Source organism: Moraxella sp. K1664, assembly GCF_039693965.1.
In the GTDB taxonomy this organism is placed as follows: Bacteria; Pseudomonadota; Gammaproteobacteria; order Pseudomonadales; family Moraxellaceae; genus Moraxella.
In genome coordinates this window covers 1,132,398-1,157,918 of sequence record NZ_CP155576.1, presented here as the reverse complement: position 1 = coordinate 1,157,918, position 25,521 = coordinate 1,132,398, and the positions used below count along the sequence as shown (strand labels likewise).

Below are 25,521 nucleotides of genomic sequence, written 5' to 3'. Positions count from 1 at the left end.
TAATTGGCAAATTTTACCTTATAATAATTTTATTTACCCTTTTGTATTTTCCCATGTTGCCACCCACCGAAGCACGCCTAGCGGTCTTGATTGATGCTGATAATGCGTCCACGACCTACCTTGAAGCACTCATGAATGAGATTGCCACACTGGGGCGAGCAAGTGTTCGCCGTGCTTATGGCGACTGGACAAAACCCCAACTTGCCAGTTGGAAAAGCGTGCTACTGTCGCACTCCATCCAGCCCATGCAACAGTTCGCCTACACATCAGGCAAAAACGCCACCGATTCGAGCCTGATTATTGATGCGATGGATTTGCTCTACACCGAGCGATTTGATGGCTTTTGCCTTGTGTCGTCTGACAGCGATTATACTCGCCTTGCTCAGCGTATCCGTGAGCAGGGGCTGATGGTATATGGCTTTGGCAAACAGCACACACCCAAGCCCTTTATGCAAGCCTGCGACCGCTTTACCTATCTAGAAGTCTTTGAAGAGCAAAAGAAAAACAGCGACGTGGATTTTTATGACTCAGCTGACATGCTGTTCTCGGGCGATAACCAGTTCAAGCCTGTGGATGTGGCGATTGCGTTAGTCAAAAATGCCATCGCCACCATGGCGGACGAGCATGGCTGGGCAAACATCGCCCCCGTCAAAAACTACATCCTAAAAGTCGAGCCTGATTTTGACGCTCGCCTTTTCCATTATGACAAATTTAGCGATTTTTTAAAGGCGTATCCCCGTTACTTTGAGCTGACCGAACGCTACCCCAACGGCGACAATCACAAAGTGGTGTTTGTGCGTAATCGCCGTAACGACCTACTGGCTGACATTGAGCTGACCATATGATGGCACGGATATTTTTGGGGGGCAGTTTTGACCCTGTGCATGACGGGCATTTGGACATGGTGCGTCTTGTTCATCATCGCTTGTCGTCTTTGGATATGCCCTTTGTCATCTCGTTTTTACCCACCGCAGGTAACCCCTTTAAAGGCACGCCCACCGACCCCACTCACCGCCTAAATATGCTGTCTTTGGCGTGTGACATGCTAAAACATCAAGGCATCACCGCAAGCATTGACACATCAGAAATCCACCAAACCCCACCCGTCTATACCATAGATACGGTGCAAGCATTGGCACGGTGGTATCCTGATGATGAGCGGATTTTTGTCATGGGCGGTGATAGTTTGGCAAGTCTGCATTTGTGGAAAAATTATAAAGAGCTTTTGGCGTACGTTAAAATTTGGGCGTTTGATAGAGCTGGCAGTGATGATGTCGTGGCTGATGTGTTGGCAAAGATGACTGATGATTTTGATAAATTTTTACAAGATGGCTTTTTACAAGATGATTTATTAAAAGATGAATTGTTAAAAGATGAATTGTTAAAAACCGATAAAACTTTTAACACCAAACGTATTTTTTATGACAAATCGCCCATACCTGCTGTCTCGTCCACCCAAATCCGCCACGCCCTAGCCCAAGGCGATAAACCATGCCATTTGCCTGAGCCAATTTTTGATTATATTAAAACGCACGAGCTTTATAAAAGTGTGCTATAATAGACGGTTAATCTTTATTTTATTTGAATACCATGACCACACATAACCTATCCTTAGATGAGCAAATCACGCTCGTAACCACCGCCTTGGACGACCTAAAAGCCAAAGAGATTACCGTGATGACGGTTGAGCATTTGACCGAAATTGCCGAGCGCATCATCATCGCCAACGCCACATCAAAACGCCACGTTAAGGCACTTGCCGACAAGCTCGGAGCCACTGCCAAAGAAGCGGGGCTTATGCCACTAGGACGTGAAGGCGACAAAGACAGCGACTGGACGCTCGTGGACTTAGGGCGTATCGTGGTGCATATTATGACCCCACAGGCTCGTGAGTTCTATGACTTAGAAGGGCTATGGTCATCGCCAGAAGCCTTGCAAACACTTGCCATGCAAAAGGCGTGATGAATGATTAAGACCGCCCCAAATTCGCTTGGGGTGGTTTTTATTTGCCAAAAATCTTTTATCATGGGGTTTGGTGTTGATTGATGTGGGTATTTTTTGGTGTGACATGCAGGGCAAATTGCAACACACCCTTGTATATCCAAAACAAGATATAATAAGCCAACCCGCTTATCTGTCTTTCGTTTCGCCCCTTGTATATCCAAAACAAGATATAATAAGCCAACCCGCTTATCTGTCTTTCGTTTCGCCCCTAGAGATGACATTCGTTTTGTAGCATTGAAACCAGATAAGCACCCATCAATAACAACCGTACAGTTGCCAGTTTAACACCCGAATGCAAGGCAGGTTTATGATGAGTATGAAATCAGCAAACAATGAGTTAGACAAACACTATGTTCATTTTGTTGGCATTGACGTTGCCAAAAAGAGCTTTGTGCTTGCCACTTCATTATCACCCAAAACCAAAAACCATGATAACACAGCACAAGGCATTGACCAAGCCATCTGTTTTATCAAAGAGGAACACAAACAATGCGATAATGGCAAAACCTTAGTGGTTCTAGAAAGTACAGGTGGACTTGAAGTACCCCTTGCCAAAGCCATACACTTAGCAGGCATTTGTGTCATGATTGCCAATCCAAGGCAAACACATCAATTTGCCAAATCACAGTCCTTAACCAAAACAGACAACAAAGATGCTAAAATGCTTGCTTTTTATGCCAAAATGATGGCACAAAGAGATGATTTAGCCACCTTGCTTTATTGCCCACCCAGTCAAAGCCAAGAGTTATTAACCGCATTGATTAACAGACGCAATCAATTTGTCCAAATGTGTGTGGCTGAAAAAAACCGCTTGGAGCAATCTCATCACAGTCAAATCAGTAGCATTCAAGCTCATATTACTTACCTAACAGAGCAAATTCATGAGTTAGACAAGCAAATCAAAACCCATCTTGATGATGACAATCACCCAGATTTAAAACAAACCAGCAGTGTCATTCAAAGTGTTAAAGGTGTTGGACAAACCACCACAGCCACCTTGTTGGCAATGCTGCCTGAGCTTGGTACAATCTCACACAAACAACTTGCCAGTCTTGTGGGTGTTGCCCCACACCCTAAGCAAAGTGGAGAGACTAAGTTTAAAGGTCTGTGTCAAGCAGGACGACCAGAAGTGCGTAAGGCACTGTATATGGCAACCTTAGTGGCTACTCGCTTTGATGAGAAAATCAAAACCTTCTATCAAAGATTAAGAGCCAATGGCAAGCCCTTCAAAGTTGCCATTGTTGCCTGTATGCACAAACTACTAACCATTTTAAATGCACGGGTTAGAGATGAATTACAAAAGCAAGTTGTCGTACGTTAAATGTTCGGTATTGACGCTTTGTGCTAAGTTTTTGTATTGCACTTTGATGGGAGTGGAATACAGTTGCTACAAAACCGTCCAAAATCATCACCGATAAACCATACCCATTTGTGAATATTGGAAAATCATACTCATGGAATCAGACGACCTTATCCATTTTGACCGCACCCACCTTTGGCACCCCTATGCCAGTCTGCCACCTGCCTATGACAATCATCTCATCAGCCACGCCCACGGTGTACGGCTCTACATGGCGGACGGCACGCCACTCATAGACGGCATGTCGTCATGGTGGGCGAGCATTCACGGCTACAACCACCCCCGCCTAAACCACGCCATGACAGAACAGCTTGGCAAGATGAGCCATGTGATGTTTGGCGGACTCACCCACGCCCCTGCCATTGAGCTTGGCGAGCGACTTTTGGGCATCACTCCCAAAAACTTGACCAAAATATTCTATGCCGACAGTGGCAGTGTGGCGGTGGAAGTCGCCCTAAAAATGGCACTGCAATACCAGCTGGCACGGGGTCTGCCCCACAAAAACACCTTTGCCAGCACCCACTCGGGCTATCATGGCGACACATGGCACGCCATGAGCGTGTGCGACCCTGTGAATAGCATGCACGCCATGTATGGCAAACAGCTCCCCACGCAGTATTTTTTGCCGTCCCCACCTTTGGGTTTTGATACGCCATTAGATGATGAGACACGGCTTGACATGGATAGGTTTTTTGGGCGGTATCATGACAGATTGGCAGGGTTTATCATTGAGCCGATTGTACAGGGGGCAGGTGGTATGCGGTTTTATTCGCCTGAGTATTTATCGCATTTGCACGCCCTTTGCCAGTATTATGATGTCCTGCTCATCTGTGATGAGATAGCCACAGGCTTTGGGCGAAGTGGGGCGATGTTTGCGGTCAATCACGCAGGTATCTGCCCTGACATCATGACCCTTGGCAAGGCACTGACAAGCGGTTATATGAGCTTTGGGACAACCATGACCACCGATAAAGTGGCAAATGCCATTCATGACAGCCCCTACCCTGCTCTTATGCATGGCCCAACTTTTATGGGCAATCCCTTGGCGTGTGCGGTGGCGTGTGCTAGCATTGATATGGTACTAGACATGGATAGCCCGACTGTCGCTCGTGATATGCAGGATAAGCTCTTTGCCCACCTGTCGCCATTAACATCATGGCAACAAGTAGCGGACGTACGAGTGCTTGGGACGATAGGCGTGATTGAGATGAAAGAGCCGATAATCATGCCCATTTTTCAGGCACTGTTGCCAAAATATGGCATTTGGGTGCGACCCTTTGGCAAACTTGTGTATCTTATGCCTGCGTATGTGATGAGCGATGAAGAGTTGGGGGAATTATGTGGTAGATTGATTGAGCTTTTAAAAGAATATTTTGACGGAGACACGCCATGACCACCCTATTCATCACAGGCATAGACACCGACATCGGCAAGACGTACGCCACAGGCATTTTGGCTCGTCATCTGCTGTCATGTGGCAAGTCCGTCATCACCCAAAAGCTGATACAGACAGGCGTTGCCACACCGATAGCCGATGACATCAGAACCCACCGCACGCTCATGAATGTGCCACTCATGGACGTGGATACGGACGGCACGACTTGTCCTTTGACCTTTGTCAAGCCTGCCAGTCCCCACCTATCGGCACGCCTAGAAAACCGCACGATAAATCTAGACGACATCACGCACGCCACCGCTAGGCTAAACGCACGCTTTGACATCGTGCTACTCGAAGGGGCGGGCGGTGTGCTTGTGCCGATGACAGATGATGTATTGACGCTGGATTATATCGCCACGCAGAGTTATCCTGTGCTAGTCGTAACGTCTGCTCGGCTTGGTAGTATTAACCACACCCTACTCACCCTAGAAGCGATACAGACTCGGGGCTTGACGCTATGGGGCGTGGTGTTCAATCATCATTTTGACACCGACCCCGACATCAGCACGGACACGCAAGATTACCTACAATCTCATGTCGCACACCATTATCCAAGTGCGATATTTATGGAGCTTGTCGGCGATGAGATTACAGGTTTTGATGATGTGGCGGATAAGTTTTAACGCACCCGATAATACCACTCATGCCCCACCCCAAAGCCAATCTCCATAAGGCTTGATAGCATCCTTCCTGTCAGCCCCCACACCACTTCGGGCGTGCCGTCATCATCACAGTCATAGACCCATGCAGGGGTGTGGAGTTTGGCGGTGCTGTGCGTGATTTGACGGTCAAAGACAAAATCCACAGGCGTGCCATATAGCACATCAAAGGGTAACCAAAACAGCCGTGCTATCTCATCATCATTAGGCATGAGCGACCCCACCATATCAGGCGGTATGCTTGCCACCACAGGACGGACAAGTAAGCCACTTTTGGAGATTTGCATGGGCAAATACCCCAAAATCTCCACGTCCGCCCGATGTAGCCCGACTTCTTCGCACGCTTCACGCAAGGCGACATCTGCCGATGATATGTCCGTCTCATCACGCTTGCCACCGACTAAGGACACTTCGCCTGCATGACTACTAAGACGATTTGACCGCCTTGTTAAGAGTAGTTTTGGCGTGGGTTCGTCCGTGATGACGACAAGCACGCACGCCTGCGGTAAAGGGCTTGACTTGACGAGCTTATCATACCGCTTTATCGCTTGCTCACGCACAAGCCCTGTCAAAAGCTCATTATTATCCGTAAAGGGCAAAATATCCGCCCCACGATAATCCGCTAAGGCTTGGGCGAGCGGATAAAAGCGGTGCGAATCAGGCACATTGACCGTTTGTTTGTCTATAAAATCATTTGTCATTTTACTCATTTTCATTTAAACTTGTGATATTTAGCTTATCATATCATTATGTCCTTTTGCTTACAATGCGGTCAGCCCGCTACACATGCCATACCAAACGGCGACACTCGCCAGCGTTTGGTATGTACATCGTGTGCTTATATCCATTATGAGAATCCCAAGATGATTTGTGGGGTGCTTGCCATTCATCAAGGCAAAATCCTGCTGTGTCGCCGAGCCATTGAGCCACGCTATGGACTGTGGACGCTCCCTGCGGGCTTTATGGAAAATGGTGAAACCATGGCGGATGGGGCAAAACGTGAAACAGCAGAAGAGGCCGATGGCGTGGCGGTTGATTTAAAATTATACACCCTATTTGATGTACCGCAATGGGGACAAATTCATGCCATGTATCTTGCCAACCTACAAGATGGTAAATTTGGTGTGGGCATAGAAAGCTTAGAATGTGGACTGTTCTACCCCGATGAGATAGACATGAAAAACCTGGCATTTGAAACAGTCAAACAGACCATTGAATATTATGTAACGGATAAAGCAGCACTACAAAGACTGGGCAAGGACAGCGATGATTTTGGTAATTATCCCTTGCATGAAATTTGTATACCCAATCAACAGTTTTAACGTCATAAAACATACCGCACAGCCTAAGTGGTGCTAATGACAAAATTGACAACTGTTAAACCGATGATTTGGCTATCGGTTGAGATAATTTTATTGTTAAGATAACAATTTTATGTTATCATATTCAGGGAATTGTTACCCTTTTGATTTTTAAAATACAAATTGCGTCATATTGTGTTAAAGCGAAAGGGGGCATACCCTAAATTTTTAAGAGATTTTTGATATGAATATGAAAGCAAAGTCATCCATCGCAATTACCATGTTGGCAATGTTGTCACTGACCGCTTGTAACAACGCAGACAACAGTGCAACTCAAAGCAGTACCGTCCAAGAAGAGGTCAGCACTCAAACCGTTGAACAGCCTACAATTGATGAAAGCCAACAACCTGAGGTAACTGTTACCGATGGCGTGGGTGTGTTGCCTCAATCTGCTTATTCTGGCATGTTGCCTTGTGCTGATTGTCCAGGCATTCAGACCAATTTGACGCTAAATGCTGATGGCACATTTGTGATGGAACAAGAATACCTAGATAAGCCTGATGGTCAAATAACAACCAAAGGAACTTATGACATCAATGGTTTGGATAACAGATATGTATTGCTACATCCAGAGGGTCAATCTGACATACCTCCTTATTTGATTTATATGGATAAAGACACCATAGAATTTCGTGATGTAGAAAATGGTGAAGAACCTGCTCCGACTCACACCTTAAATTTGGTATCTTGATTTGACAGTCTGATTTTTAATCATATCTCATGTCTGCCCATCTTTGAATTTTAGCAAATGATGGGCAAAACCCAAACAAAAATATCAGCAAATTTCGCCCCAACTGGGGCGTTTTTGTATTTAGGCACTGTTTTGGCTCATCCCAACTTGCCATTTTACTGTTTACAAAATGGCTGTGATTGGGTCAAAATGAGAGCTTGACATACTTGATATAAGCGTATTAATCATGTCTTGCTCAGATAATGTAATACCGTCTTTGCCAAACGCTCAATATCTGCCAGATGAAGCCCGCGTACTATCATAACGAACCGAGAGATATCATCATGCCACATGTACGCCAACAGATGCTTTGGGGCAGTGGTCGCTTGGGCACGGGCGTGTTGAGCATCAATGGCGTTGGTCATGCCGTGTAGGGCAAATCGCCCTTTTAGATGCATGTCTTGGGTCAGAGTAGATAAGATAGATACAGGATTGGCAAACCCTATGGTCTCGATGAGTATTTTATCAAAGACAAGATCCTCTTTATCCAAATCAAGCAAAGACAGCAAAGCATCTTTAAGGTCGGTTAGCATAGTACAACACATACAGTCTGATGACAGCAGGTAAGTGTTGTCATTGATAGGCTTGACCAACAAGTCATCTAGCCCCACTTCGCCAAACTCATTGATGAACACCAAAGTTTTAGCATTTTTATCGCTTTTTAGGATTTGCTAGATAAAGGTGGTTTTGCCACTGCTCAAAACCCTGTAGCCACGTGAATGGGGATTTTGTTCATGAACATGCTTCCAAAGCATTTAAAAAATGCTCATCTAACACATCAATAGAACTGCCTGTCAGCGTGTGAATTTGACCCCACAACTCACTCAATCCATTTGTCATGAGTTGCTTGCCTGCTGGGGTTTGCACCAAATAATTCACGCCATGGCATCAAAAATCTGTATGCACTAAGACCTGGCAAGGGCATTGATGAGTTTTAGCCTGCGATAACGTTATTGGCGAGATAGCAAATCAGACAGGCTTGCCGTCCAGTCGCTTTTTTCTTCAATAAGTCCACACATGGAGCATTCTCGCCATGCCACAATGTTGACAAAACATATGCACTCTAAGCACCATCTTGTCAAGCTCACACCTTACAAAGGCGTGTGAGTTTGGCGATTTTTTGATGAACATCATCAGGGGCAAATCGTCCGAATGCCAGTTGACAAGAATCTGAATCAAATTCCCTCTTGTCCACGCACCAAAGGCTTCATCCATGTGTCGGGGTGCTGACTATAGGGCGTGCCTGCCTTTTGTATTTGCAATGAAAATCACGAAAAATCGCACGTTTTTCAAGGAAAAAGTGAAGTTTGATAGTCGTTCTATCAAACAAGTTTTTGACTTCGAGCCACAAGATTTAGCCATTTTTCATGCAAAAACGATTAGTTTATTTCTAAAATATTCCTATATTGTAAATAGTGTTATAAAGGGCAGGCACGCCCTAAATTTTACTACACAAATCATTCGCCCTAAGCTTGTCAAAAATTCGGTTTCTTTTATGGTTTGACAGGCTCACCATGAGTGGAAAGCGTGGCACTTTTTCATTTTGCAGAGTGTAACTATAAATGCTAAATTTGCTTGATTTTTAATCAATTTTATGTAAAATTTTGTAGTGCGATTGCTCTGATGAGCGATAGGAGCTAAGGTGTCTAGTGAGCCAGCTAGGGGAAATACGCCTTGTTTATCATAACACTGACGAATGGTACGAAATCCCACCAAGCCATTAAAACTGGCAGGGATACAAATCGAGCCTGCGATGTCCGCCCCCATGGCAAGTGGGACAATGCCACGCCCGACCACCGTTGCTCACCCTGATGATAAGTCTCCCGCCATGTGGTCAGGGCTAGTGACATTGGTCGGGGTGCCAAAATGGGGGTTTAGCCCCAATCCTGAATAGGCAAATTCGGACAGTTTGGTCTTGCCCACACAAGTCAAGTCCATGTGGTGCAAGGTTGAGACAACATGGGCGTCCTGTGTGGCAGGGGCATCTGCTCTGAGCTTTGCCCCTGCGGTCGTGATGGCGTGCTTGATGTCAAATAAGTCTTTGTAGGCGATGGGCACACCATCAAATATGGATAAGGGATTGTCCTGTTACCAACGGACTTTGTCGGACTGGGCTTGGGTCTAGGCAAGCTTTTTGGTCAGACTGATGAACGCATTGGGGGTGTCATCGATATGCTCATACAGTGTATCTAATGCCTTAATAGGACAGATGTCGCCTGTGACGTAAGTACGGACAAGGTCAAGGGCAGTGGTAATCATGGCTAGCTGATGGTAGGTGAATACAAAACCAGTGTACACTTATTTTAATGGGTGGTCAAGTTATCATTTGGTGGTAGTTTCTTACATTCTGGTATCAGCAAATGACAATATTATAACATTAGACTTCTTTCCAAACCCTGATTTTTATGGATTTTTAAAAACTTCAACCCCAATACTTATAAGGGTTTATTTTTAGTTTGGAAAGAGATTTATTATGTTTTTAACATGTTACTCATGATCGCTTTTGTTTTATTAAAATGGTTTTACCACCACCAAAATCACCACCGCAATCAGAATAAATACAGGAATTTCATTGAACCACCGCCAGTAGACATGCGTTTTTAGCTTGGGGTTGTCAATAAGACGAATACGAAAACGACCACAAGCAATGTGATACACGGTAAGTAAAATAACAAGCGTGATTTTGGCATGTAACCAACCTTGGGTTTTATAGACCTGCCAATTCATGATAACCATTGACAGCCCTAACAACCATGTTACCATCATGGATGGATTCATGATGCCACGATAGAGCTTACGTTCCATGATGGCAAATCGCTCTTGGCTGATTTTATCTTCACTCATGGCATGATAAACAAACAGCCGTGGCAAATAAAAAATCCCTGCAAACCAACACACCATGGCGATGATGTGTAGGGCTTTGATGTATAAAAACACGGCAATTGGATTAGTTGGCAGTAGGTACAGTCAGATACTTTGAGATGATTCTGTCAATCTCACCTGACTGTTGTAGGTTATCAATGCCTGCGTTAATCTTATCTAATAATTCTTGGTCGCCTTTTTGGGTATAGATGACAATATCGGCTGCATTAGGGGTCTTGTCATATTCTACCACGTTCATCTGATAGTCAGGATAATTGGCGGCAATGTGTTCTAAAAAATATTTGTCTTGTAATACAGCATCATACTTTTGTTGAATCAATCCTTGATATAGCTGAAAGACAGTTTCTACCGCTTCGTGTGAAGCAGGAGCAAGTTCATTAATCATCTTCTCTTGTGTGGTGTCTTTCATGGTCGCCACACGCAAGGGTTTTAGGCTTGCAACGTCTGTCACTGTAAGATTAGGTTGGTGCATGATGACAGATGGGTTTTGTAAGTAAGCATTGGTAGGATTAAATTTAGCAATGCGTTCAGGAGATGGGGACAGACCGCTAATCACCGCTTGATATTTGCCTGATTCTAAGCCTGGCAACATATCAACAAACACCTCTTTGTGTAATTCCACCTTAAAGCCTTGATTTTCACCAATGGCATGTATGATATCCACATCTATACCAGTTAAAGTGCCTTTTTCATCTAAAAAAGTCAAAGGTGGTAAAACGCCCGATGTAACAACTCTGACCACGGGCGCATCACTGGGTAGATTGCTCGGTATTTGTTCGCTGGTGGTTGTAGGCTGACTTTCTGTTGAGACAGGCGTTTCGGTGGGTTTGTCTGTGCATCCAAATAATCCTGCACATAAGGCAAAAGAAAGTGTTATTTTTTTCATGGTAAATCCAAGTTGCTGATAGATGTGGACACGTATTTTAACAAATCTTTAAGAATTTTACACGATAATAATTGTTTTTTATTGTAATTACAAAATAATAAATTTTTATTTATTATCAAATCCATGCCCTCACTCTACTGCCATCATACTGATGGCGGACAACCCTGTGGCAAATCATCACATTCATCACACTCTGCCCTGCCTGTCATGGCATTGATGATTTTGGGTTTGGGGGTAGGTTTTTGAGCGATAAGCCCAAGCATCGCCATGAGCCTATCATCATTAGCTTGCGATTGATTGGTTGTGGTCAAAAGCTTATCTCCATAAAAAAACGAATTTGCCCCTGCCATAAATGCCAATGCCTGTTCGCCGTCGGTAAGACTCTCACGTCCCGCTGACAGGCGTACGTAGCTTGTTGGACAACAAATGCGAGTTACCGCAATCGTACGTATCCATTCAATGACGGACAATCTGCCCTCTTGTAGCACCTTATCACCCAGTGGTGTGCCTTTGATGGGGACGAGTAAGTTCACAGGAATGGACTGGGGCGGTATGGGCATGGTGGTGAGTTCATGCACCCAATCAATCCTATCATCACGACTCTCTCCCATGCCCACAATTGAGCCGCTGCATACATTAATGCCTGCATTACGCACATATTCTAAGGTTTCTAAACGGTCATCATATGAACGGGTGCTACTTACTTGACCATAATAATTACGAGATGTATCAAGGTTGTGATTATAATAATCAAGTCCCGCCTCTGCCAGTGTCTGGGCTTGGTCAGGTTTTAGCATGCCGAGCGTCATGCACGTCTCCAAGCCTAACGCTTTGACCTCACGGATAAGCTCCACAAGGTAAGGCATATCCTTGGCTGATGGATGTTTCCACGCCGCCCCCATGCAAAAGCGAGATGAGCCTGACATTTTGGCACGCTTGGCTGATGCCAGAACCTTTTGGATTTCAAGGCGTTTTTCGGCGACCAGTCCTGTTTTATCACGATGATGTCCTGACTGTGAACAGTAGCCACAATCCTCAGGACAGTTACCTGTTTTGATGGATAGTAGCGTGCTGATTTGTACCTCGTTGGCATTAAAATGCCTGCGATGAACGCTTTGGGCTTGCATGAGCAAATCCATGAGCGGTAAATCAAACAGATGAGCGATGTCCTGACGAGTGATTGGCTTGGCTGGCAACATGATTTCTCCCCAATCAATGATGACCTAATCGGTGAATAAATGATTATTTTAAAAAATAAGTGAATGATTGTAAAGTTTTTTGTGGTTTTATAAATGACATGGTCAAAAAAGACGGCATTATCTGCCGTCTTTTGATTGTGTGGTACTGCTTATGCCATTTGACCGTTTAGTAGCTCTTGCACGCTTTGCGATGTTTTGTTGATGTCATGAAAGACCATACCCAATTTGGCACTTGGGCATGCCATGACAGTCAATAGTAAGTTCTTGGCCGTGGCACTGACGATGACATAGCCTGCTTTACTTTGCACAATCACACGTTCACTTTTGTTGCCAAGTAGCGTCTCAATCATGCGTTCACTGACTGACAGTAAGGCAGCACTCATGGCACTGATGCGTTCTTCGTTGACCGCCACAGGCAGATGTGATGCCATCATCATGCCATCGTCGGTGATGATGGCTGAGGCTTCAATTTCAGCAGAGTTGGCATGTAATTCATCTAAAATCTCATTAAATTTGGCGATATCTAGCATTTATTTATACCCCACTATGTTGCATATGATATTTTAGAAACCGATATTGAGACTAAAATACAAATGCCATAATTTATTAATAATTATAAAATAGTTTAATTAATTTAAAAAACAAAATACAATTGTTAAATTAATTAATCGCTATCAAGTTTAGCCATTATACGCCCATAAAATGCAAATGCAAGTCATTTTTTAAATAAATCCATAAAAATTTTAATGAATTAGGTGAACAATAAACCATTGATAATTATAGTTTAAAAATTATTAAGATTTGCTAATAATTACAAATGAGGCTTGATAAGAAAAAGCAAACCGCCTTGATGAACGATTTGCTTTTTTAAAATCATAAATAGAGGGGTGCACTCAAATAATCATGACTGAGTGATGGCGATGAACCATCGCCCATATCATGACTTTTTGACCGTCTTTTTTCGGGTGAGTTTGGTGTTCTTAGCACTCTTAACCACCTCCTCACCCCCCACTTTCTCCATCAACGCAAAATCCACTTGCAATAAGTCCATATTAACCCCTGCCACTTTGACGTTAAGCTCCTCGCCCAATTTAAAGGTTGAGCCTTTATCACCTATTAGGGCTTGTTCACGCTCGTTGTACTCATAGTACTGGGCAGATAGGTTTGAGATGTGAATCAGTCCGTCAATGAACAATTCATTTAACGTAACAAACAAACCAAAACTCGTTACGGTGGTAATCGTCCCCACAAATTCATCGCCCAAATGTCTTTGCATATAGTGGCATTTTAGCCATGTTTCTACATGACGGCTTGCTTCTTCGGCACGGCGTTCGGTGTTGGAGGTCTGCTCGCCTGCGTCATCTAGCGTTTTGTAAATTGTGGGTTTAGATTTGGTATTGGTTACTTTATCCTTAATGGCTCGGTGGAGCATGAGGTCAGGATAGCGGCGAATGGGGCTGGTAAAGTGGCTATACTCATCATACGCCAAGCCAAAATGCCCGATGTTGTCAGGACTGTAATTCGCTTGCATCATGGAGCGAAGGAGCATGGAGTGAATGCTCTCGGTATCCGCTCGCCCTTCGGTTGCTTTGATGATACGCTGATAGTCGGCATGGGTGGGCGACTCGGTGGGAAAAGACAGCCCAAACGATTTGACGTACTCGGACAGTTTGGCGGACTTTTCATCGCTGGGCTTGTCGTGGTTGCGATACAAGGCAGGCAATTTGTGCTTTAAGGCAAAATTTGCCCCACAAGTATTGGCAAGGAGCATCATCTCTTCGATGAGCTTATGGGCATCACCACGTGTGCGTTTTTTGATGTCTTTGATGTCGCCGTCTTCGCCAAATACGATGTAGCTTTCGGCAGTATCAAATGCCATCGCACCACGCTCTTCCCGTCTTTTATCTAGAATTTGATAAAGCTGATACAAGGTATCTACCGATTTACATACATCAGGATTGTTGACCAAATCATCAGGTAGGGTTTCATTGGTGGGGTCGTCAAAATAAGCATTTACCTGATTATAGGTGAGTCGTGCTTGTGAATGCATGACCGCAGGATAAAACTCATAGCCTGTTATCTTGCCTGCCCGAGACAGCTTGATATCAGCAACCATACACAATCTGTCCACTTTTGGGTTTAGCGAACACAAGCCATTGGATAAGACCTCTGGGAGCATGGGGATAACACGATGAGGAAAATACACACTCGTACCACGCTCATAAGCATCCACATCAAGGGGAGATTGAGGGGTTACATAATGACTGACATCAGCGATGGCAACCACAACACGGTAGTTACCGCCAGAGCGTTTGCAAGCATAGACTGCATCATCAAAATCACGTGCATCTTCGCCGTCTATCGTGATAAGTGGCAAATCTTTCAAATCCACACGCCCTTTAAAATCTGTCTCGGTTGGCTCGCCATAGCTGTCGGCTTGTTCTAGGGTGGCTTTGCTAAACTCATGCGGTATGGCGTGGTTTAGCAAGGTCGTCTCGATGATAAGCTCACGGTCGTTTAAGTTGGTTAAAAGCTCGCCAATCTTGCCCGTGGCGTACTCTTGATAAGTGGGCATGTCAATGATGGCAACTTTCACGCTGTCGCCCACGTTTACCCCATGATAAGACACATCATCATCACTTAGAGTAATGGGCTGATGAGCGTTCGCCCCTGATAACTGAACAAAATAGCCGTCATCATCCCTATCAAGCACGCCCACAAATTCGGTGCTGGCACGGTGTAGCACGGTTTGGATACGGGCCTCAGGCTTGCCACGAAACTCGGTGGCAACTGCTTCTACCGTGTCGCCGTCAAAGACCACACGCATTTGCTTTTCATGGATAAATAGGTCGGGCATATCATCAAGCACGACAAAGCCAAAGCCCTTGGCATTGGATGAAATCTTGCCCGTTACGGTAGTAGGTAAGGGAGCGATACTAAAATGAATGCCGTCCGTGCGTTCTAGTTGGTTGTCCCGTAGCATGGCTTTTAGGCGGTTGGTTAGGGCAAAAAACCGCTCATCATCGCCCAAAATCTCAAAATGCAGTCCCAAACTCTCCGCCGTGGCAGGTTTGCCGTCATTGTTCATTTGGGCGACAGTTTGTAAGATAAGCAGGCGAGAGGGAATGGGGTTTTGATATTTGTTGGCTTCATCGGTGGCGTTGGGGTCGTTCCACGTTGGTGTTTTTTTCATGCGTTTCTCTTTATAAAAAATTTGGTTAAATCTTAATGTTTGAGTTATCATAACATATTTAGCCACGAAATCATGTAACTTTTATGACAGTTTTTTTAAATTTTGCCACGCCCGACACCGCCCAATCATCAGGCTATGTGTCCGACATTGCACGGGTGGAGCGTGAGCTGTTTGATGACGCTTGGGACGGCTTGGCGGTGCATTCGGTGCTGGGGCAGTTTGGGGCGGGGGTGCTTATCGCTTGTGATGACGATGATGAAATGCTCGGCTATTGTATTTATCAAATCGTTTTTGAGACGGCAGAGATTTTACGCATTGCCACAGACAGCCGTTATCAACAGCAGGGCGTGGGCGGTGGTTTGCTGACCGATTTTGTCAAATTAGGTAAGGACAAAGGGGCAGAGCGGATACTCTTAGAAGTGCGAGCCGACAACTCGTCCGCCATACGTCTGTATGAGCGACATGGCTTTTATCAAATAGACGTGCGAGCTGGGTACTACAAGGGCGACTGGGGGCAAACGGACGCACTGATTTTGCAAAGGGATTTGTAAATTTTTAAAATGGGTAAATGATAGGCATGCAAGGGCAAATCACATCCACCCCCATGACAACAATTTTAGCATGAATAAATTACCCCACACCCCAATTTAAGCCTTTTTAATAACACCTTAAAACGGCACTTCACTTTCCCAATCCAGCCAAGCCCCATGCGTGGGGTGTTTTAGGCGAAGTTTGTGGGCGTGCAGATTGAGACGCGGGGCAAGCTCCAAGGCGGTGCTTTTTTGTGGTAAGGCGGCATAAATCGGGTCGCCAATCATCACATGACCGATATGAACACAGTGAACTCGTAGCTGATGACTTCTGCCCGTGATAGGGCGTAGAGTCAGACGAGTTACGGCATGAGCCTTACCTGCCTTATCGGTGCGTAGCTCGTGGTGCATGACTTCATAATGCGTCAAGGCTCGCTTACTCCAACTCATGTCCACGATATGACGGGGCTTAGTGGTCGGCTCGTAGCGGACGGGCACGTCAATCACGCCTTTTTTGTCGTCCGCCAGTACCGTGCCAAACACCACCGCTTGATACTCTTTGCTGACCATACGGTCAATGAACTGCTTGGCAATGTGGCTTTGGCTGTGTTCGTTTTTGGCAAAAATAATCAGCCCTGAGGTATCCATATCAAGGCGGTGAATGAGCTTGATATTGGGATAAACCCGCAGCAGCCGTGATTGCAAGCTCACCTTCAACGTGCGTCCGTCCACACTAAGAAGCCCTGCCGGCTTATCCCCCACCCAAATGTCATCGTCTTCATAGACGGTGATTGAGCGGATAAAATTTTTAAAAAATTCATCATCATACTCACGCTCTTGGGCGTTCATCAGGGAGATTTTGTCATCAGATAGGCGGTCGTGGCGGTCGGTCATGGGTTTTATGATAGTTTAATGATTTGGATTAATGGGGCGAATTGATGATTTTTGTAAATTTAATCATCATTTGCCAAAAAGTTTGTTATTATAGCACGAAGTTTTGGGGATATTGCGATGATTTGATTTGCCCTAATCCACCGATTAATAGGACTTATCATCACACACTTGAAAGTCATCAAGACACCCCCATTATACACACATTCACTTATTTACAAAGGTAATACCCATGAGCATTATTAACACCACCGATGCCAACTTCGACCAAGACGTACTACAAGCCGACAAGCCCGTTCTCGTGGACTTTTGGGCGGCGTGGTGCGGTCCATGTAAAGCCATTGCCCCTGTCCTAGAAGACCTAGATGCCGAATATGGCGACAAATTCCAAATCGTCAAAGTTAATGTAGACGACAACCCAGAGACATCAGCACGCTTTGGCATTCGTAGCATTCCAACTTTGTTCGTGTTCAAAAATGGCGAGAAAGTCGATACCGTGGTTGGTAGCCGTCCTAAGTCAGAGTTTGTTGAATTGCTAAACAAGCATTTATAATATCAAACACACCCAAAAGCCTGCCCTGTGCAGGTTTTTTTATACCCCCATAAAAAACAAGCCATGACTATCATGACTTGTTTTTATAGCTTAACTTATATCAAAGCCTTATCAAAGCCTTAGCCCCTTTTTTAGGGGCAACCGCTCGGCAAGTTCTAACAATGCCTTTTGGTACACGCCCCGTTTAAACGGCACAACCTGTCCCAAAGGATACCAGTAACTCACCCACGCCCATTCGTCAAACTCAGGGGTTGCGGTGTCAAAGCGGATAAAGTCGGTGTTTTTTTCATCTAAGCGTAGCAAAAACCATTTTTGTTTTTGCCCGATACAGAGTGGCTCTTGCCCTAGTCGCACATAACGCTTGGGCAGGCGGTAACGGAGCCAGTCATGCGTTACCCCCAGCACTTCCACGTGGTGCGGACATAAGCCCACTTCTTCATACAATTCACGGTACATCGCATCAAGCGGTGTTTCACCCCTGTCAATCCCACCTTGTGGAAATTGCCAGCTGTCGTGTCCGATTCGTTTTGTCCAAAGTACTTGCCCTTCTGTATTTGCCAAGATGATACCGACATTGGCTCGAAAGCCGTCTGAATCAATCATGACTAACCTTAATGTAATAAATTTAAAGAACGCCAAAATTTGGCAAATTATTGCTGTCTATTAAACCAAATTTTGGCCAAAAAGTGTAACATTATTTTGCTTAAAAATGTTGCAAATGGTAAATAATGGCAATAAATGCCGATTTTGAGCGTGTTTGTTGGCAAAATTACCCTATTTATCATTGTCATTCTTGTCAAAATGTTGTCAAAATGCACAAAAATCAAACCCAACCTTTAACGGTCAAAAATTTACCGCCCTGTCATTTTGTGCTACAATGCCCCATTATTTTTATTAAAATTTATCAAAAAAGGTAATCCCATGAGCGACATGAGTGCCAGTGTAACATGGCTAAATAACGAAGCGATTAATTTTGAGACCGTGAGCGGTTCGGGGCATAAAGTCATCATCGACTCAGCCCAAGAGCTTGGGGCAAGACCGATGGAGCTTATTCTGATGGGGCTGGGCGGTTGTGCCAGTTATGATGTGGTGAGCATTCTAAAAAAATCCCGCCAAGCCATTAGCGATGTTCGCTGTGAAGTGTCCGCTCGCCGTGCCGACAGCGTGCCTGCGGTGTTTACCGACATTCATCTGCATTTTATCGTAACGGGCGAGAACATCAAAGAATCACAGGTCGCCAAAGCCATTGAACTGTCAGCGGACAAATACTGCTCAGCGTCAAAAATGCTCGCCGATGGCGGGGTGAACATCACCCATGATTTTGAAATTGTGGCGACTGCATAAGCATGAACTGGATTTTGCACGTGCCGAACGATACGCATTATGCGATTGTGGCTCTCATGGTCGCTTGTGTGTTGCCTTTTGTCTTTGCATTTTTGGCAAAGATGGCTGGCGGATTTGACTTTAAAACCGACAACCAAAACCCACGAGCGTTCCTAGCACAGACCACAGGGCTATCGGCTCGCCTAAATGCCGTGCAAGCCAACAGTTTTGAGAGCCTGCCTATTTTTATCGGGGCGGTGCTGGTCGCCATGTACTGTTTTGTCCCCCAAAACGTGGTCAATGGCATGGCGTGGCTTTATGTCGTGTTACGCCTTATCTATGGCGTGGCGTATGCCATGAATCTGGCGACCTTTCGCTCGGTGGTGTGGGGCTTGTCGCTGGTTTGCTGTTTGCAGTTATTTTATTTTGCCATAAAGATGATTTGGTAAAAGCCTGTCCTGTGGATGGGTTTTTGCTTTTGGGGCAGGTGTTGGTTATTTAAAATGGTTGTTTTGAATGGATTAAATTGAATATGATAGATGGACATGATGGATAAATATAACAGGCAAATGGTATTTGGTAGGATTTTGCATATTTAAAATCCATACATCAATCATATTAACAAAGAAAATGCTTTTACCTATTCATTTCTTTTTTAAACAACCTTTAAAAACTATTTAATCATCATAAACAAAGCTTAAAACCATGCCTTACATTTATTTAAAACTAGGACTTTATCATGGCGGTTAATTTTTCAAACACACTCATCGTGGCAATCTCGGCGACGGCATTATTTGACCTAAAAGAGCATGATGAGATGTTAAAACGCTTTTTGGCGGAAGATAGAGCCACCGCGTCCGCTCGGTTTAGCGACTACATGAAATCGGTCGAAAACGAGCCACTACAAAAAGGCACAGGCTACCCACTCATCGAAGCCCTGCTAAACCTAAACAAATACCAACCACCCAAAGACTACCACGATGAGTCGCCCTTTGTCGAAGTCGTCATCGTCTCAAAATCCACCCCCGACCTAGGCATACAGGTGCTAAACGCCATACGCACGCACGGGCTGGGCATTACTCGCTCGGCGTTCATCTCGGGGGCAAGTGTGGCGGATTATATTGATGATTTTGACGTGGATTTGTTTTTGACGACCAACGTCGATGATGCCCAAGCCGTCACCGATGCCCGCCTGTGTGCCTGTGCGGTGCTGGACGCCACGCCCGTGGAGATATTGGAGCTGGACACCGAACAGCTTCGCATTGCCTTTGATGGGGATGCGGTGCTGTTTGACGACTCAGGCGAGCTGGTGTTCAAACAAGAAGGACTGCAAGCCTTTCATCATCGTGAAGAGAGCATGGCGGATTTGCCCATTGACAAAGGTCCTTATGCCGACTTTTTAATCAAGCTCTCCGCCCTACAAAAGAGCCTGCCCCACGACACCCTAGACAGCACCCATAACCCGATTCGTATCGCCCTTGTGACCGCTCGTAATGCCCCTGCCGACATGCGTGCCATTAAGACATTAAGGGAGTGGGGCGTAGATGTGGATTTGGCGTTTTTCTTGGGCGGTATTGAAAAAACAAGGGTATTAAAAACATTTGCCCCGCATATCTTTTTTGATGATTCTATTAAGCACATTGACGCCGCCAAATCAGTTGTGCCGTCTGCCTTAGTGCCTTATCATTCCACGTCTTTGCTTAATGAATATCACAGTCCTGATAAAACGGTCATTGATAATATCGATAATGCCCAATTTGTCAAAACTGATAAAAAAGTGTTAAAAAGCCCCAAAAAGGCGAATAAATGATTTGTATTTTTAAAATAAAATGTGTTAATATAATCATGCGATAAAAATCAGCGTTTTTATCTTTTTAAATAGAGATATTTTAAATTTATTTTTAATATCCCAACTGGCACCACCAATAATCATCGGACGTATTGATGTATGCACATTGATGGATTTGCCTTTGATTATTCCACGGTTATTTTAAAGAGGAAATACCATGTCTAATGTAAATATTGACGCACTTAGCGTAGAACAGCTAGAAGCACTTACCAAAGATGCCCAAGCCAAAATCAAACAAAAGCAAGCCCAAGGTCTAAAAGATGCTTACTTGCAATTTAAACAAATTGCCAAAGAAAACGGCACCACCATCGAAGAGATTCTAAAAGTAGGCAAAAAAGCTCACAAAGAAGCGTCTGTTGCTTACCGTGACCCACAAAACCCTAAAAACGTTTGGGCAGGTCGTGGTCGTAAGCCAGGTTGGTTAGAAGAAGCCCTAGCCAAAGGCAAAAAACTAGAAGACTACAAAGTAAACTAAGCAGTAAAACAAGATAAGAGATTATTAGGGCGTGTTGAACTTTGGTATTTGCAATGAAAAATGAGAAAAATCGCACGTTTTTCAAGGAAAAGTCCGCAGTTGATATTGAAATATCAACAAGGATTTTGACGAAGAAAAACAAGATTTAGCCATTTTTCATGCAAAAATTGACAAAACAATAAGTTTTATCTCATTTTTATAAAATGTTATCAATGTTCAACACGCCCTACCTTGACTGCAAATAAATAAGTCAGGATATCTTATTCTGACTTATTTTAATTAAGATAATGGCAATACAATGCACAAATAAAAGCGATGGCATGCCAAAAGACAAAATCAAAAAAGACCCATTTAGTGAAAATATCGTAACGCTAAATATGTGAATTTAACCGTTTATTTAAAACAAATTTATCTTAGTTTATGAACTAATCAAATCATTATTTTTAAACATCAAAAGTTGAGTGATTATCATGGCAAGTATTAATAAAGTGATTATCGTTGGTCGTTTGGGTCAAGACCCAGAAGTACGTCAATTCCAAAATGGCGGTAGCTTGACCAGTATTAATGTGGCGACTTCTGACCGCTGGACAGACAAAAACACAGGCGAGCAAAAAGAACAAACCGAATGGCACCGTATCAGCCTATTTAACCGCCTAGGCGAGATTGCCGCCCAGTACCTACGCAAAGGGTCGCTCGTGTATATCGAAGGCAGTCTGCACACTCGCAAATACACCGACCAACAAGGCATAGAGCGTTATAGTACCGAAGTGCGAGCCAATCAAATGCAAATGCTTGACAGACGTGACAATAATGGCGGTGGCAATGGTGGTGACTGGCAGGGCAACCAAGGCTACAACAACCGCAACTTTGGCGGTGGCTACAACAACCAACAAAATAACCAATGGGGCAACCAAGGCGGTCAACATGGCGGTTATCAAGGCAATAATGGCTTTGGTGGCAACGCACCGCAACAAGGTGGCTATCAAAACGGCTTTAATAATCAGCCCCAAAATGGCTTTGGGCAAAATACCCCAAACTACCAAAATAACAACCCCAATCAAGGCTTCGGGCAAGCCCCACAGCACGCCAATCAAGGCATGAACCAAAATGCCAATCAAGGCGGTCAAACTGGGCAAGGCGGTCAGGATAACGCCCCCACCCAAAATGGAGCCAATCCATTCATGGGCGACAAACCCGCCCCCAAAGCGGTAACCCCACCGTCAGCCAGTGGCGTGGCAGATGATGACATGCCTTTTTAGGGATTATTTGACAATAAAACGGTGGCTACGGTCGCCGTTTTTTATGCTCTTTTTTGCCCTTTTTGGTGTGTATGATAAATTTGATTGAAAATTTTACCTTTTTAAGTCATAATTTGTTACAATATCAGCATTACATTTGTAAACATTTTGGAAAATATTTATGAAAAGAGTCGTCATCACAGGCATGGGCATTGTCTCAAATATTGGCAATGACTTAGCCACCGTTACAGGCAACCTAAAAAACGGCAAATCAGGCATTATCTTTAACCAAAGCTATGCCGATAATGGCTTTAAATCGTGCGTGTCGGGCTCTATTGACCAAAGCACGCTTGATGTGTCAGGCATTGACCGCAAGCTAAAACGCTTTATGTCAGACGCAAGCCTATACGCCTATGTGTCCGCCTTGTCCGCCATAGATAACGCAGGTCTGTCCCTTGATGATGTGGCAGATAACGTGCGTGTGGCGGTCGTGGCAGGCTCAGGCGGGGCAAGCACGGCAGATGTGGTCGGCTCAGTGGATAACATGAAAGCCAAGGGGCTTCGTGGCGTGGGAGCAATGGCAGTGCCAAAAATCATGAGTAGCACGGTGTCTGCCACGCTTGCCACAGGGCTAAAAATTAAGGGTATTAGCTATTCGCTGTCGTCCGCTTGTGCCACGTCTAGCCACTGTATCGGTCATGCCATGGAGCTAATTCAGCTTGGCAAGGCGGACATGGTCATCGCAGGGGGAGCAGAGAGCGAGCATTGGACGCAGTCGTGTATGTTTGATGCGATGGGGGCGATGAGTACGAGCTACAACGACACGCCCACCACTGCAAGTCGCCCGTATGATGCCACCCGAGACGGCTTTGTCATCGCAGGCGGTGGTGGTATGGTGGTCGTGGAGAGCTTAGAACACGCACAGGCTCGTGGAGCGAACATTTTGGCGGAAATCGTGGGCTATGGAGCAACATCAGACGGAGCGGAAATGGTCGCCCCAAGCGGAGAAGGGGCAACTCGCTGTATGCAAATCGCCTTGTCGCAGGCAGGGCTTGATACGGTGGATTATGTCAATTCGCACGGCACATCAACACCGCTTGGCGACATCACGGAGCTGTCCGCCATTGCAGACGTGTTTGGCGGTGCGGACAAAACCCCGCCCATTAGCTCAACCAAATCCATGACAGGGCATAGCCTAGGAGCGGTGGGCGTGCAAGAGCTGATTTATTGCGTGCTGATGATGAACAACGACTTTATCGCCCCAAGCATTAACATTACCGACATGGACGAAAAAGCCAAGCCTTTTGACATCGTCCAGACCACACGTCAAACCGAGATTAACACCGCCATGAGCAACAGTTTTGGTTTTGGTGGGACAAATTCGGCGTTGGTTGTTAGGAAGTTTAAAGGTTAAAATCGGCAACAACCCCAACATAAAGCCCATTGTCATCATGGGCTTTTTTATGCTAATATATACAAAATTAAGTATATACAAGGGGGCAAAATGCTAACTCGTGTTTTTCAAAGTGGCAATAGCCAAGCCGTGCGTATCCCTGCCGATTTTCGCTTTGACGTGGATACAGTAGAAATTATTAAGGCGGACAATGGCGATTTGATTTTGCGACAACCCATGCCACAAAAAGGGCTTGGCGATGAGTTGTTTGAATTATTTGCCAGCTTTGATGAAGATGTCATTCGTGCCATAGAAGATAGGGACAACGAACCGCCCCAAGAGCGAGAAGCCTTATGAAATATATGCTTGACACCAACACGCTGATTTATTTTATCAAAAATAAACCACCTGCCGTGCGTGAAAAAATCAACCGAATGTTAGGTAAGCACGAGCTTTGCATGAGTTTTATTACTTATGGAGAGTTATTAAAAGGGGCGTACGGCAGCCAAGACCCTAAAAAAGCCAAACAAGATTTTGAAAACTTAGCCAAACTTATCCCTGTGCTGTCATCACACCCAAGATGACCGACCATTATGGCAAATGGGCAAATGCCCTAAAAACCAAAGGCATGCCCATTGGCAATAATGATTTGTGGATAGCAAGCCACGCCCTAGCGGTGGGGGCGGTGGTGGTTACTCGCAACAGTAGGGAGTTTGAGCGTATTACCGATTTGGCGGTGGAAGATTGGACGGTGTAAAAATCGGTGGTAGTCTAAAATATTACCTTTAAACAAATAAACCCCCACAAAATTTAAACCTATCAAACAGACACCGACATTCGCCCTAACTTTTCGCTAATGGCTTGCCCCACAAAAGCATTTAAACTGCTATCACGGCTTGCCATATAAGCACGGCGGTGCAACTCGCTGTCAATGCGTACATTAAATGACCCTTTAAATGGCTTGTCAGGCTCTATCCCCTGCTCATCACAAAACGCCAAATAATCGTCCACGCTGTCATAAAACGCCTGTTTTAGGTCGTGGGCGTTGTCCGCTTCAAAGGTAACAAGCTGATTGATACCGATGAGTTTGCCATAAAACATCTCATCATCATTATCCAGTTCAAATTCGCCCACATAGCCTTTATAAGTCATCATCGCTTGGTTCCTTGTCTAATTTTGGTTCGTTGATTGGTTCGGTTTGGGGTTCGTCAAAATAACCTTTTTCGCTCAAATAGGCTTTGACTGCTTTTAATGTTCCACCCTTAATGGTATTTTCAGGGTGGGGTTTGTGCAAGTGAATGCGGTCGCTGTCGTCATCGGTATGAATAAAAACAACCCTTGACCCTGCCCGCTCGTGCATTTCATAGCCAAATTGTGATAATAGCGTTACCAAATCACTAAACACAAAGGTGCTAATATCGCCCTGCAACTTGGCTTTTAGCTTATCTTTTTTGGTCATGGCTTGCCTTGTAACTGTATTTAGTTGCATTATATCGCCCATACTACCCCTTGTCAAACTCAAAATCAACACCAAACCCCTTTCCCTTTTTCCCATT

Annotated in this window: 32 protein-coding genes and 1 pseudogene; 19 read left to right on the top strand and 14 right to left on the bottom strand. The window is 44.9% G+C overall.

Annotated features, from left to right (window positions below; genetic code table 11):
• Positions 1 to 53 precede the first annotated feature (53 nt).
• From AAHK14_RS06015 to bioD, 6 genes are all read left to right on the top strand, one after another.
• Positions 54 to 845, top strand: coding sequence for an NYN domain-containing protein (locus tag AAHK14_RS06015; protein WP_062500177.1), 792 nt, complete (start codon positions 54 to 56; stop codon positions 843 to 845).
• Positions 845 to 1,558: a nicotinate (nicotinamide) nucleotide adenylyltransferase gene (gene nadD / locus AAHK14_RS06010; RefSeq protein WP_194092759.1), complete on the top strand. Its 714-nt coding sequence runs from the start codon at positions 845 to 847 to the stop codon at positions 1,556 to 1,558. Before AAHK14_RS06015 ends, nadD begins: the two co-directional genes overlap by 1 nt.
• 32 nt (positions 1,559 to 1,590) lie before the next feature.
• Positions 1,591 to 1,962: a ribosome silencing factor gene (gene rsfS, locus AAHK14_RS06005; protein WP_062500181.1), complete on the top strand. Its 372-nt coding sequence runs from the start codon at positions 1,591 to 1,593 to the stop codon at positions 1,960 to 1,962.
• 358 nt (positions 1,963 to 2,320) lie between these two features.
• The gene (locus tag AAHK14_RS06000) at positions 2,321 to 3,325 is read left to right on the top strand and encodes a transposase (protein ID WP_194092779.1); all 1,005 of its coding nucleotides are present in this window, start codon (positions 2,321 to 2,323) and stop codon (positions 3,323 to 3,325) included.
• Positions 3,326 to 3,458: 133 nt separating this feature from the next.
• On the top strand, positions 3,459 to 4,757 hold the full coding sequence (gene bioA / locus AAHK14_RS05995; RefSeq protein WP_062500918.1) for an adenosylmethionine--8-amino-7-oxononanoate transaminase: 1,299 nt from the start codon (positions 3,459 to 3,461) through the stop codon (positions 4,755 to 4,757).
• A complete protein-coding gene (bioD, locus tag AAHK14_RS05990) occupies positions 4,754 to 5,425 on the top strand; it encodes a dethiobiotin synthase (RefSeq protein WP_062500920.1) in 672 nt (223 codons plus the stop codon). Before bioA ends, bioD begins: the two co-directional genes overlap by 4 nt.
• Here bioD and AAHK14_RS05985 read toward each other — a convergent pair.
• Entirely contained in the window at positions 5,422 to 6,162 is a 741-nt protein-coding gene (locus AAHK14_RS05985; RefSeq protein WP_227514715.1) for a CoA pyrophosphatase, read from the bottom strand. The genes bioD and AAHK14_RS05985 overlap by 4 nt on opposite strands.
• A 48-nt stretch (positions 6,163 to 6,210) precedes the next feature.
• Here AAHK14_RS05985 and AAHK14_RS05980 point away from each other — a divergent pair, with 48 nt between their 5' ends.
• A complete protein-coding gene (locus AAHK14_RS05980) occupies positions 6,211 to 6,783 on the top strand; it encodes an NUDIX hydrolase (protein WP_065256202.1) in 573 nt (190 codons plus the stop codon).
• A 223-nt stretch (positions 6,784 to 7,006) separates the two neighbouring features.
• Positions 7,007 to 7,513: a copper resistance protein NlpE gene (locus AAHK14_RS05975; RefSeq protein WP_227514716.1), complete on the top strand. Its 507-nt coding sequence runs from the start codon at positions 7,007 to 7,009 to the stop codon at positions 7,511 to 7,513.
• Positions 7,514 to 7,737: 224 nt separating this feature from the next.
• Here AAHK14_RS05975 and AAHK14_RS05970 read toward each other — a convergent pair whose 3' ends face one another.
• From AAHK14_RS05970 to rnr, 9 genes and pseudogenes are all read right to left on the bottom strand, one after another.
• On the bottom strand, positions 7,738 to 8,220 hold the full coding sequence (locus AAHK14_RS05970; protein WP_083108330.1) for a GTP-binding protein: 483 nt from the start codon (positions 8,218 to 8,220) through the stop codon (positions 7,738 to 7,740).
• A gap of 334 nt (positions 8,221 to 8,554) precedes the next feature.
• Positions 8,555 to 8,767, bottom strand: a complete 213-nt coding sequence (locus AAHK14_RS05965) for a hypothetical protein (protein WP_062500928.1) — start codon at positions 8,765 to 8,767, stop codon at positions 8,555 to 8,557.
• Between the two features lie 294 nt (positions 8,768 to 9,061).
• Positions 9,062 to 9,622, bottom strand: a pseudogene (locus AAHK14_RS05960) (amidase family protein).
• A gap of 51 nt (positions 9,623 to 9,673) precedes the next feature.
• The gene (locus AAHK14_RS05955; protein ID WP_156065141.1) at positions 9,674 to 9,811 is read right to left on the bottom strand and encodes a hypothetical protein; all 138 of its coding nucleotides are present in this window, start codon (positions 9,809 to 9,811) and stop codon (positions 9,674 to 9,676) included.
• Positions 9,812 to 10,063: 252 nt separating this feature from the next.
• Positions 10,064 to 10,495: a protoporphyrinogen oxidase HemJ gene (gene hemJ, locus AAHK14_RS05950; RefSeq protein ID WP_083108327.1), complete on the bottom strand. Its 432-nt coding sequence runs from the start codon at positions 10,493 to 10,495 to the stop codon at positions 10,064 to 10,066.
• 4 nt (positions 10,496 to 10,499) lie between these two features.
• Entirely contained in the window at positions 10,500 to 11,321 is an 822-nt protein-coding gene (locus AAHK14_RS05945; protein WP_065256207.1) for a transporter substrate-binding domain-containing protein, read from the bottom strand.
• Positions 11,322 to 11,464: 143 nt separating this feature from the next.
• Positions 11,465 to 12,520, bottom strand: coding sequence for a biotin synthase BioB (gene bioB / locus AAHK14_RS05940; RefSeq protein ID WP_065256208.1), 1,056 nt, complete (start codon positions 12,518 to 12,520; stop codon positions 11,465 to 11,467).
• A 149-nt stretch (positions 12,521 to 12,669) separates the two neighbouring features.
• Positions 12,670 to 13,050 carry a roadblock/LC7 domain-containing protein gene (locus AAHK14_RS05935; protein ID WP_065256209.1) on the bottom strand — a complete coding sequence of 127 codons (381 nt, stop codon included), beginning with the start codon at positions 13,048 to 13,050 and terminating at the stop codon, positions 12,670 to 12,672.
• Positions 13,051 to 13,457: 407 nt separating this feature from the next.
• Complete coding sequence (rnr, locus tag AAHK14_RS05930; RefSeq protein ID WP_065256210.1) at positions 13,458 to 15,713, bottom strand: ribonuclease R; 2,256 nt, start codon at positions 15,711 to 15,713, stop codon at positions 13,458 to 13,460.
• Between the two features lie 83 nt (positions 15,714 to 15,796).
• Here rnr and rimI point away from each other — a divergent pair, with 83 nt between their 5' ends.
• Positions 15,797 to 16,264, top strand: a complete 468-nt coding sequence (rimI, locus tag AAHK14_RS05925; RefSeq protein ID WP_065256211.1) for a ribosomal protein S18-alanine N-acetyltransferase — start codon at positions 15,797 to 15,799, stop codon at positions 16,262 to 16,264.
• Between the two features lie 117 nt (positions 16,265 to 16,381).
• Here the strand turns inward: rimI and AAHK14_RS05920 are convergent, their stop codons facing one another.
• Positions 16,382 to 17,137, bottom strand: coding sequence for an RluA family pseudouridine synthase (locus AAHK14_RS05920; protein ID WP_065256212.1), 756 nt, complete (start codon positions 17,135 to 17,137; stop codon positions 16,382 to 16,384).
• A 223-nt stretch (positions 17,138 to 17,360) separates the two neighbouring features.
• Here AAHK14_RS05920 and trxA point away from each other — a divergent pair, with 223 nt between their 5' ends.
• Positions 17,361 to 17,687: a thioredoxin gene (gene trxA, locus AAHK14_RS05915; protein WP_197035900.1), complete on the top strand. Its 327-nt coding sequence runs from the start codon at positions 17,361 to 17,363 to the stop codon at positions 17,685 to 17,687.
• 111 nt (positions 17,688 to 17,798) lie between these two features.
• Here the strand turns inward: trxA and AAHK14_RS05910 are convergent, their stop codons facing one another.
• A complete protein-coding gene (locus AAHK14_RS05910; protein WP_062499708.1) occupies positions 17,799 to 18,290 on the bottom strand; it encodes an RNA pyrophosphohydrolase in 492 nt (163 codons plus the stop codon).
• Between the two features lie 327 nt (positions 18,291 to 18,617).
• On the opposite strand from AAHK14_RS05910, the gene AAHK14_RS05905 reads away from it, so the two are divergent.
• The 9 genes from AAHK14_RS05905 to AAHK14_RS05865 all read left to right on the top strand — a co-directional run bounded on the left by AAHK14_RS05905 (position 18,618) and on the right by AAHK14_RS05865 (position 24,722).
• Positions 18,618 to 19,031, top strand: coding sequence for an OsmC family protein (locus AAHK14_RS05905; RefSeq protein WP_083108333.1), 414 nt, complete (start codon positions 18,618 to 18,620; stop codon positions 19,029 to 19,031).
• Positions 19,032 to 19,033: 2 nt separating this feature from the next.
• Positions 19,034 to 19,459 (top strand): MAPEG family protein, encoded by a 426-nt coding sequence (locus tag AAHK14_RS05900; protein WP_065256214.1) that lies wholly within the window; start codon positions 19,034 to 19,036, stop codon positions 19,457 to 19,459.
• 290 nt (positions 19,460 to 19,749) lie between these two features.
• Positions 19,750 to 20,820 (top strand): 5'-nucleotidase, encoded by a 1,071-nt coding sequence (locus AAHK14_RS05895; RefSeq protein WP_065256215.1) that lies wholly within the window; start codon positions 19,750 to 19,752, stop codon positions 20,818 to 20,820.
• Between the two features lie 196 nt (positions 20,821 to 21,016).
• Positions 21,017 to 21,334, top strand: coding sequence for an H-NS histone family protein (locus tag AAHK14_RS05890; protein ID WP_065256216.1), 318 nt, complete (start codon positions 21,017 to 21,019; stop codon positions 21,332 to 21,334).
• A 470-nt stretch (positions 21,335 to 21,804) separates the two neighbouring features.
• Positions 21,805 to 22,593 (top strand): single-stranded DNA-binding protein, encoded by a 789-nt coding sequence (gene ssb, locus AAHK14_RS05885; protein WP_065256217.1) that lies wholly within the window; start codon positions 21,805 to 21,807, stop codon positions 22,591 to 22,593.
• A 160-nt stretch (positions 22,594 to 22,753) separates the two neighbouring features.
• On the top strand, positions 22,754 to 23,986 hold the full coding sequence (locus AAHK14_RS05880) for a beta-ketoacyl synthase N-terminal-like domain-containing protein (RefSeq protein WP_065256218.1): 1,233 nt from the start codon (positions 22,754 to 22,756) through the stop codon (positions 23,984 to 23,986).
• Positions 23,987 to 24,076: 90 nt separating this feature from the next.
• A complete protein-coding gene (locus AAHK14_RS05875) occupies positions 24,077 to 24,322 on the top strand; it encodes an AbrB/MazE/SpoVT family DNA-binding domain-containing protein (protein ID WP_065256219.1) in 246 nt (81 codons plus the stop codon).
• On the top strand, positions 24,319 to 24,549 hold the full coding sequence (locus AAHK14_RS05870; protein ID WP_253842425.1) for a PIN domain-containing protein: 231 nt from the start codon (positions 24,319 to 24,321) through the stop codon (positions 24,547 to 24,549). The genes AAHK14_RS05875 and AAHK14_RS05870 overlap by 4 nt, the downstream gene beginning before the upstream one ends.
• On the top strand, positions 24,546 to 24,722 hold the full coding sequence (locus tag AAHK14_RS05865; protein ID WP_253842426.1) for a PIN domain-containing protein: 177 nt from the start codon (positions 24,546 to 24,548) through the stop codon (positions 24,720 to 24,722). The genes AAHK14_RS05870 and AAHK14_RS05865 overlap by 4 nt, the downstream gene beginning before the upstream one ends.
• Before the next feature lie 62 nt (positions 24,723 to 24,784).
• On the opposite strand, the gene AAHK14_RS05860 is transcribed toward AAHK14_RS05865, so the two are convergent.
• The gene (locus AAHK14_RS05860) at positions 24,785 to 25,120 is read right to left on the bottom strand and encodes a type II toxin-antitoxin system HicB family antitoxin (protein WP_065256220.1); all 336 of its coding nucleotides are present in this window, start codon (positions 25,118 to 25,120) and stop codon (positions 24,785 to 24,787) included.
• Positions 25,107 to 25,454, bottom strand: coding sequence for a type II toxin-antitoxin system HicA family toxin (locus tag AAHK14_RS05855; protein WP_281133744.1), 348 nt, complete (start codon positions 25,452 to 25,454; stop codon positions 25,107 to 25,109). The genes AAHK14_RS05860 and AAHK14_RS05855 overlap by 14 nt, the downstream gene beginning before the upstream one ends.
• Positions 25,455 to 25,521: the final 67 nt, after the last annotated feature.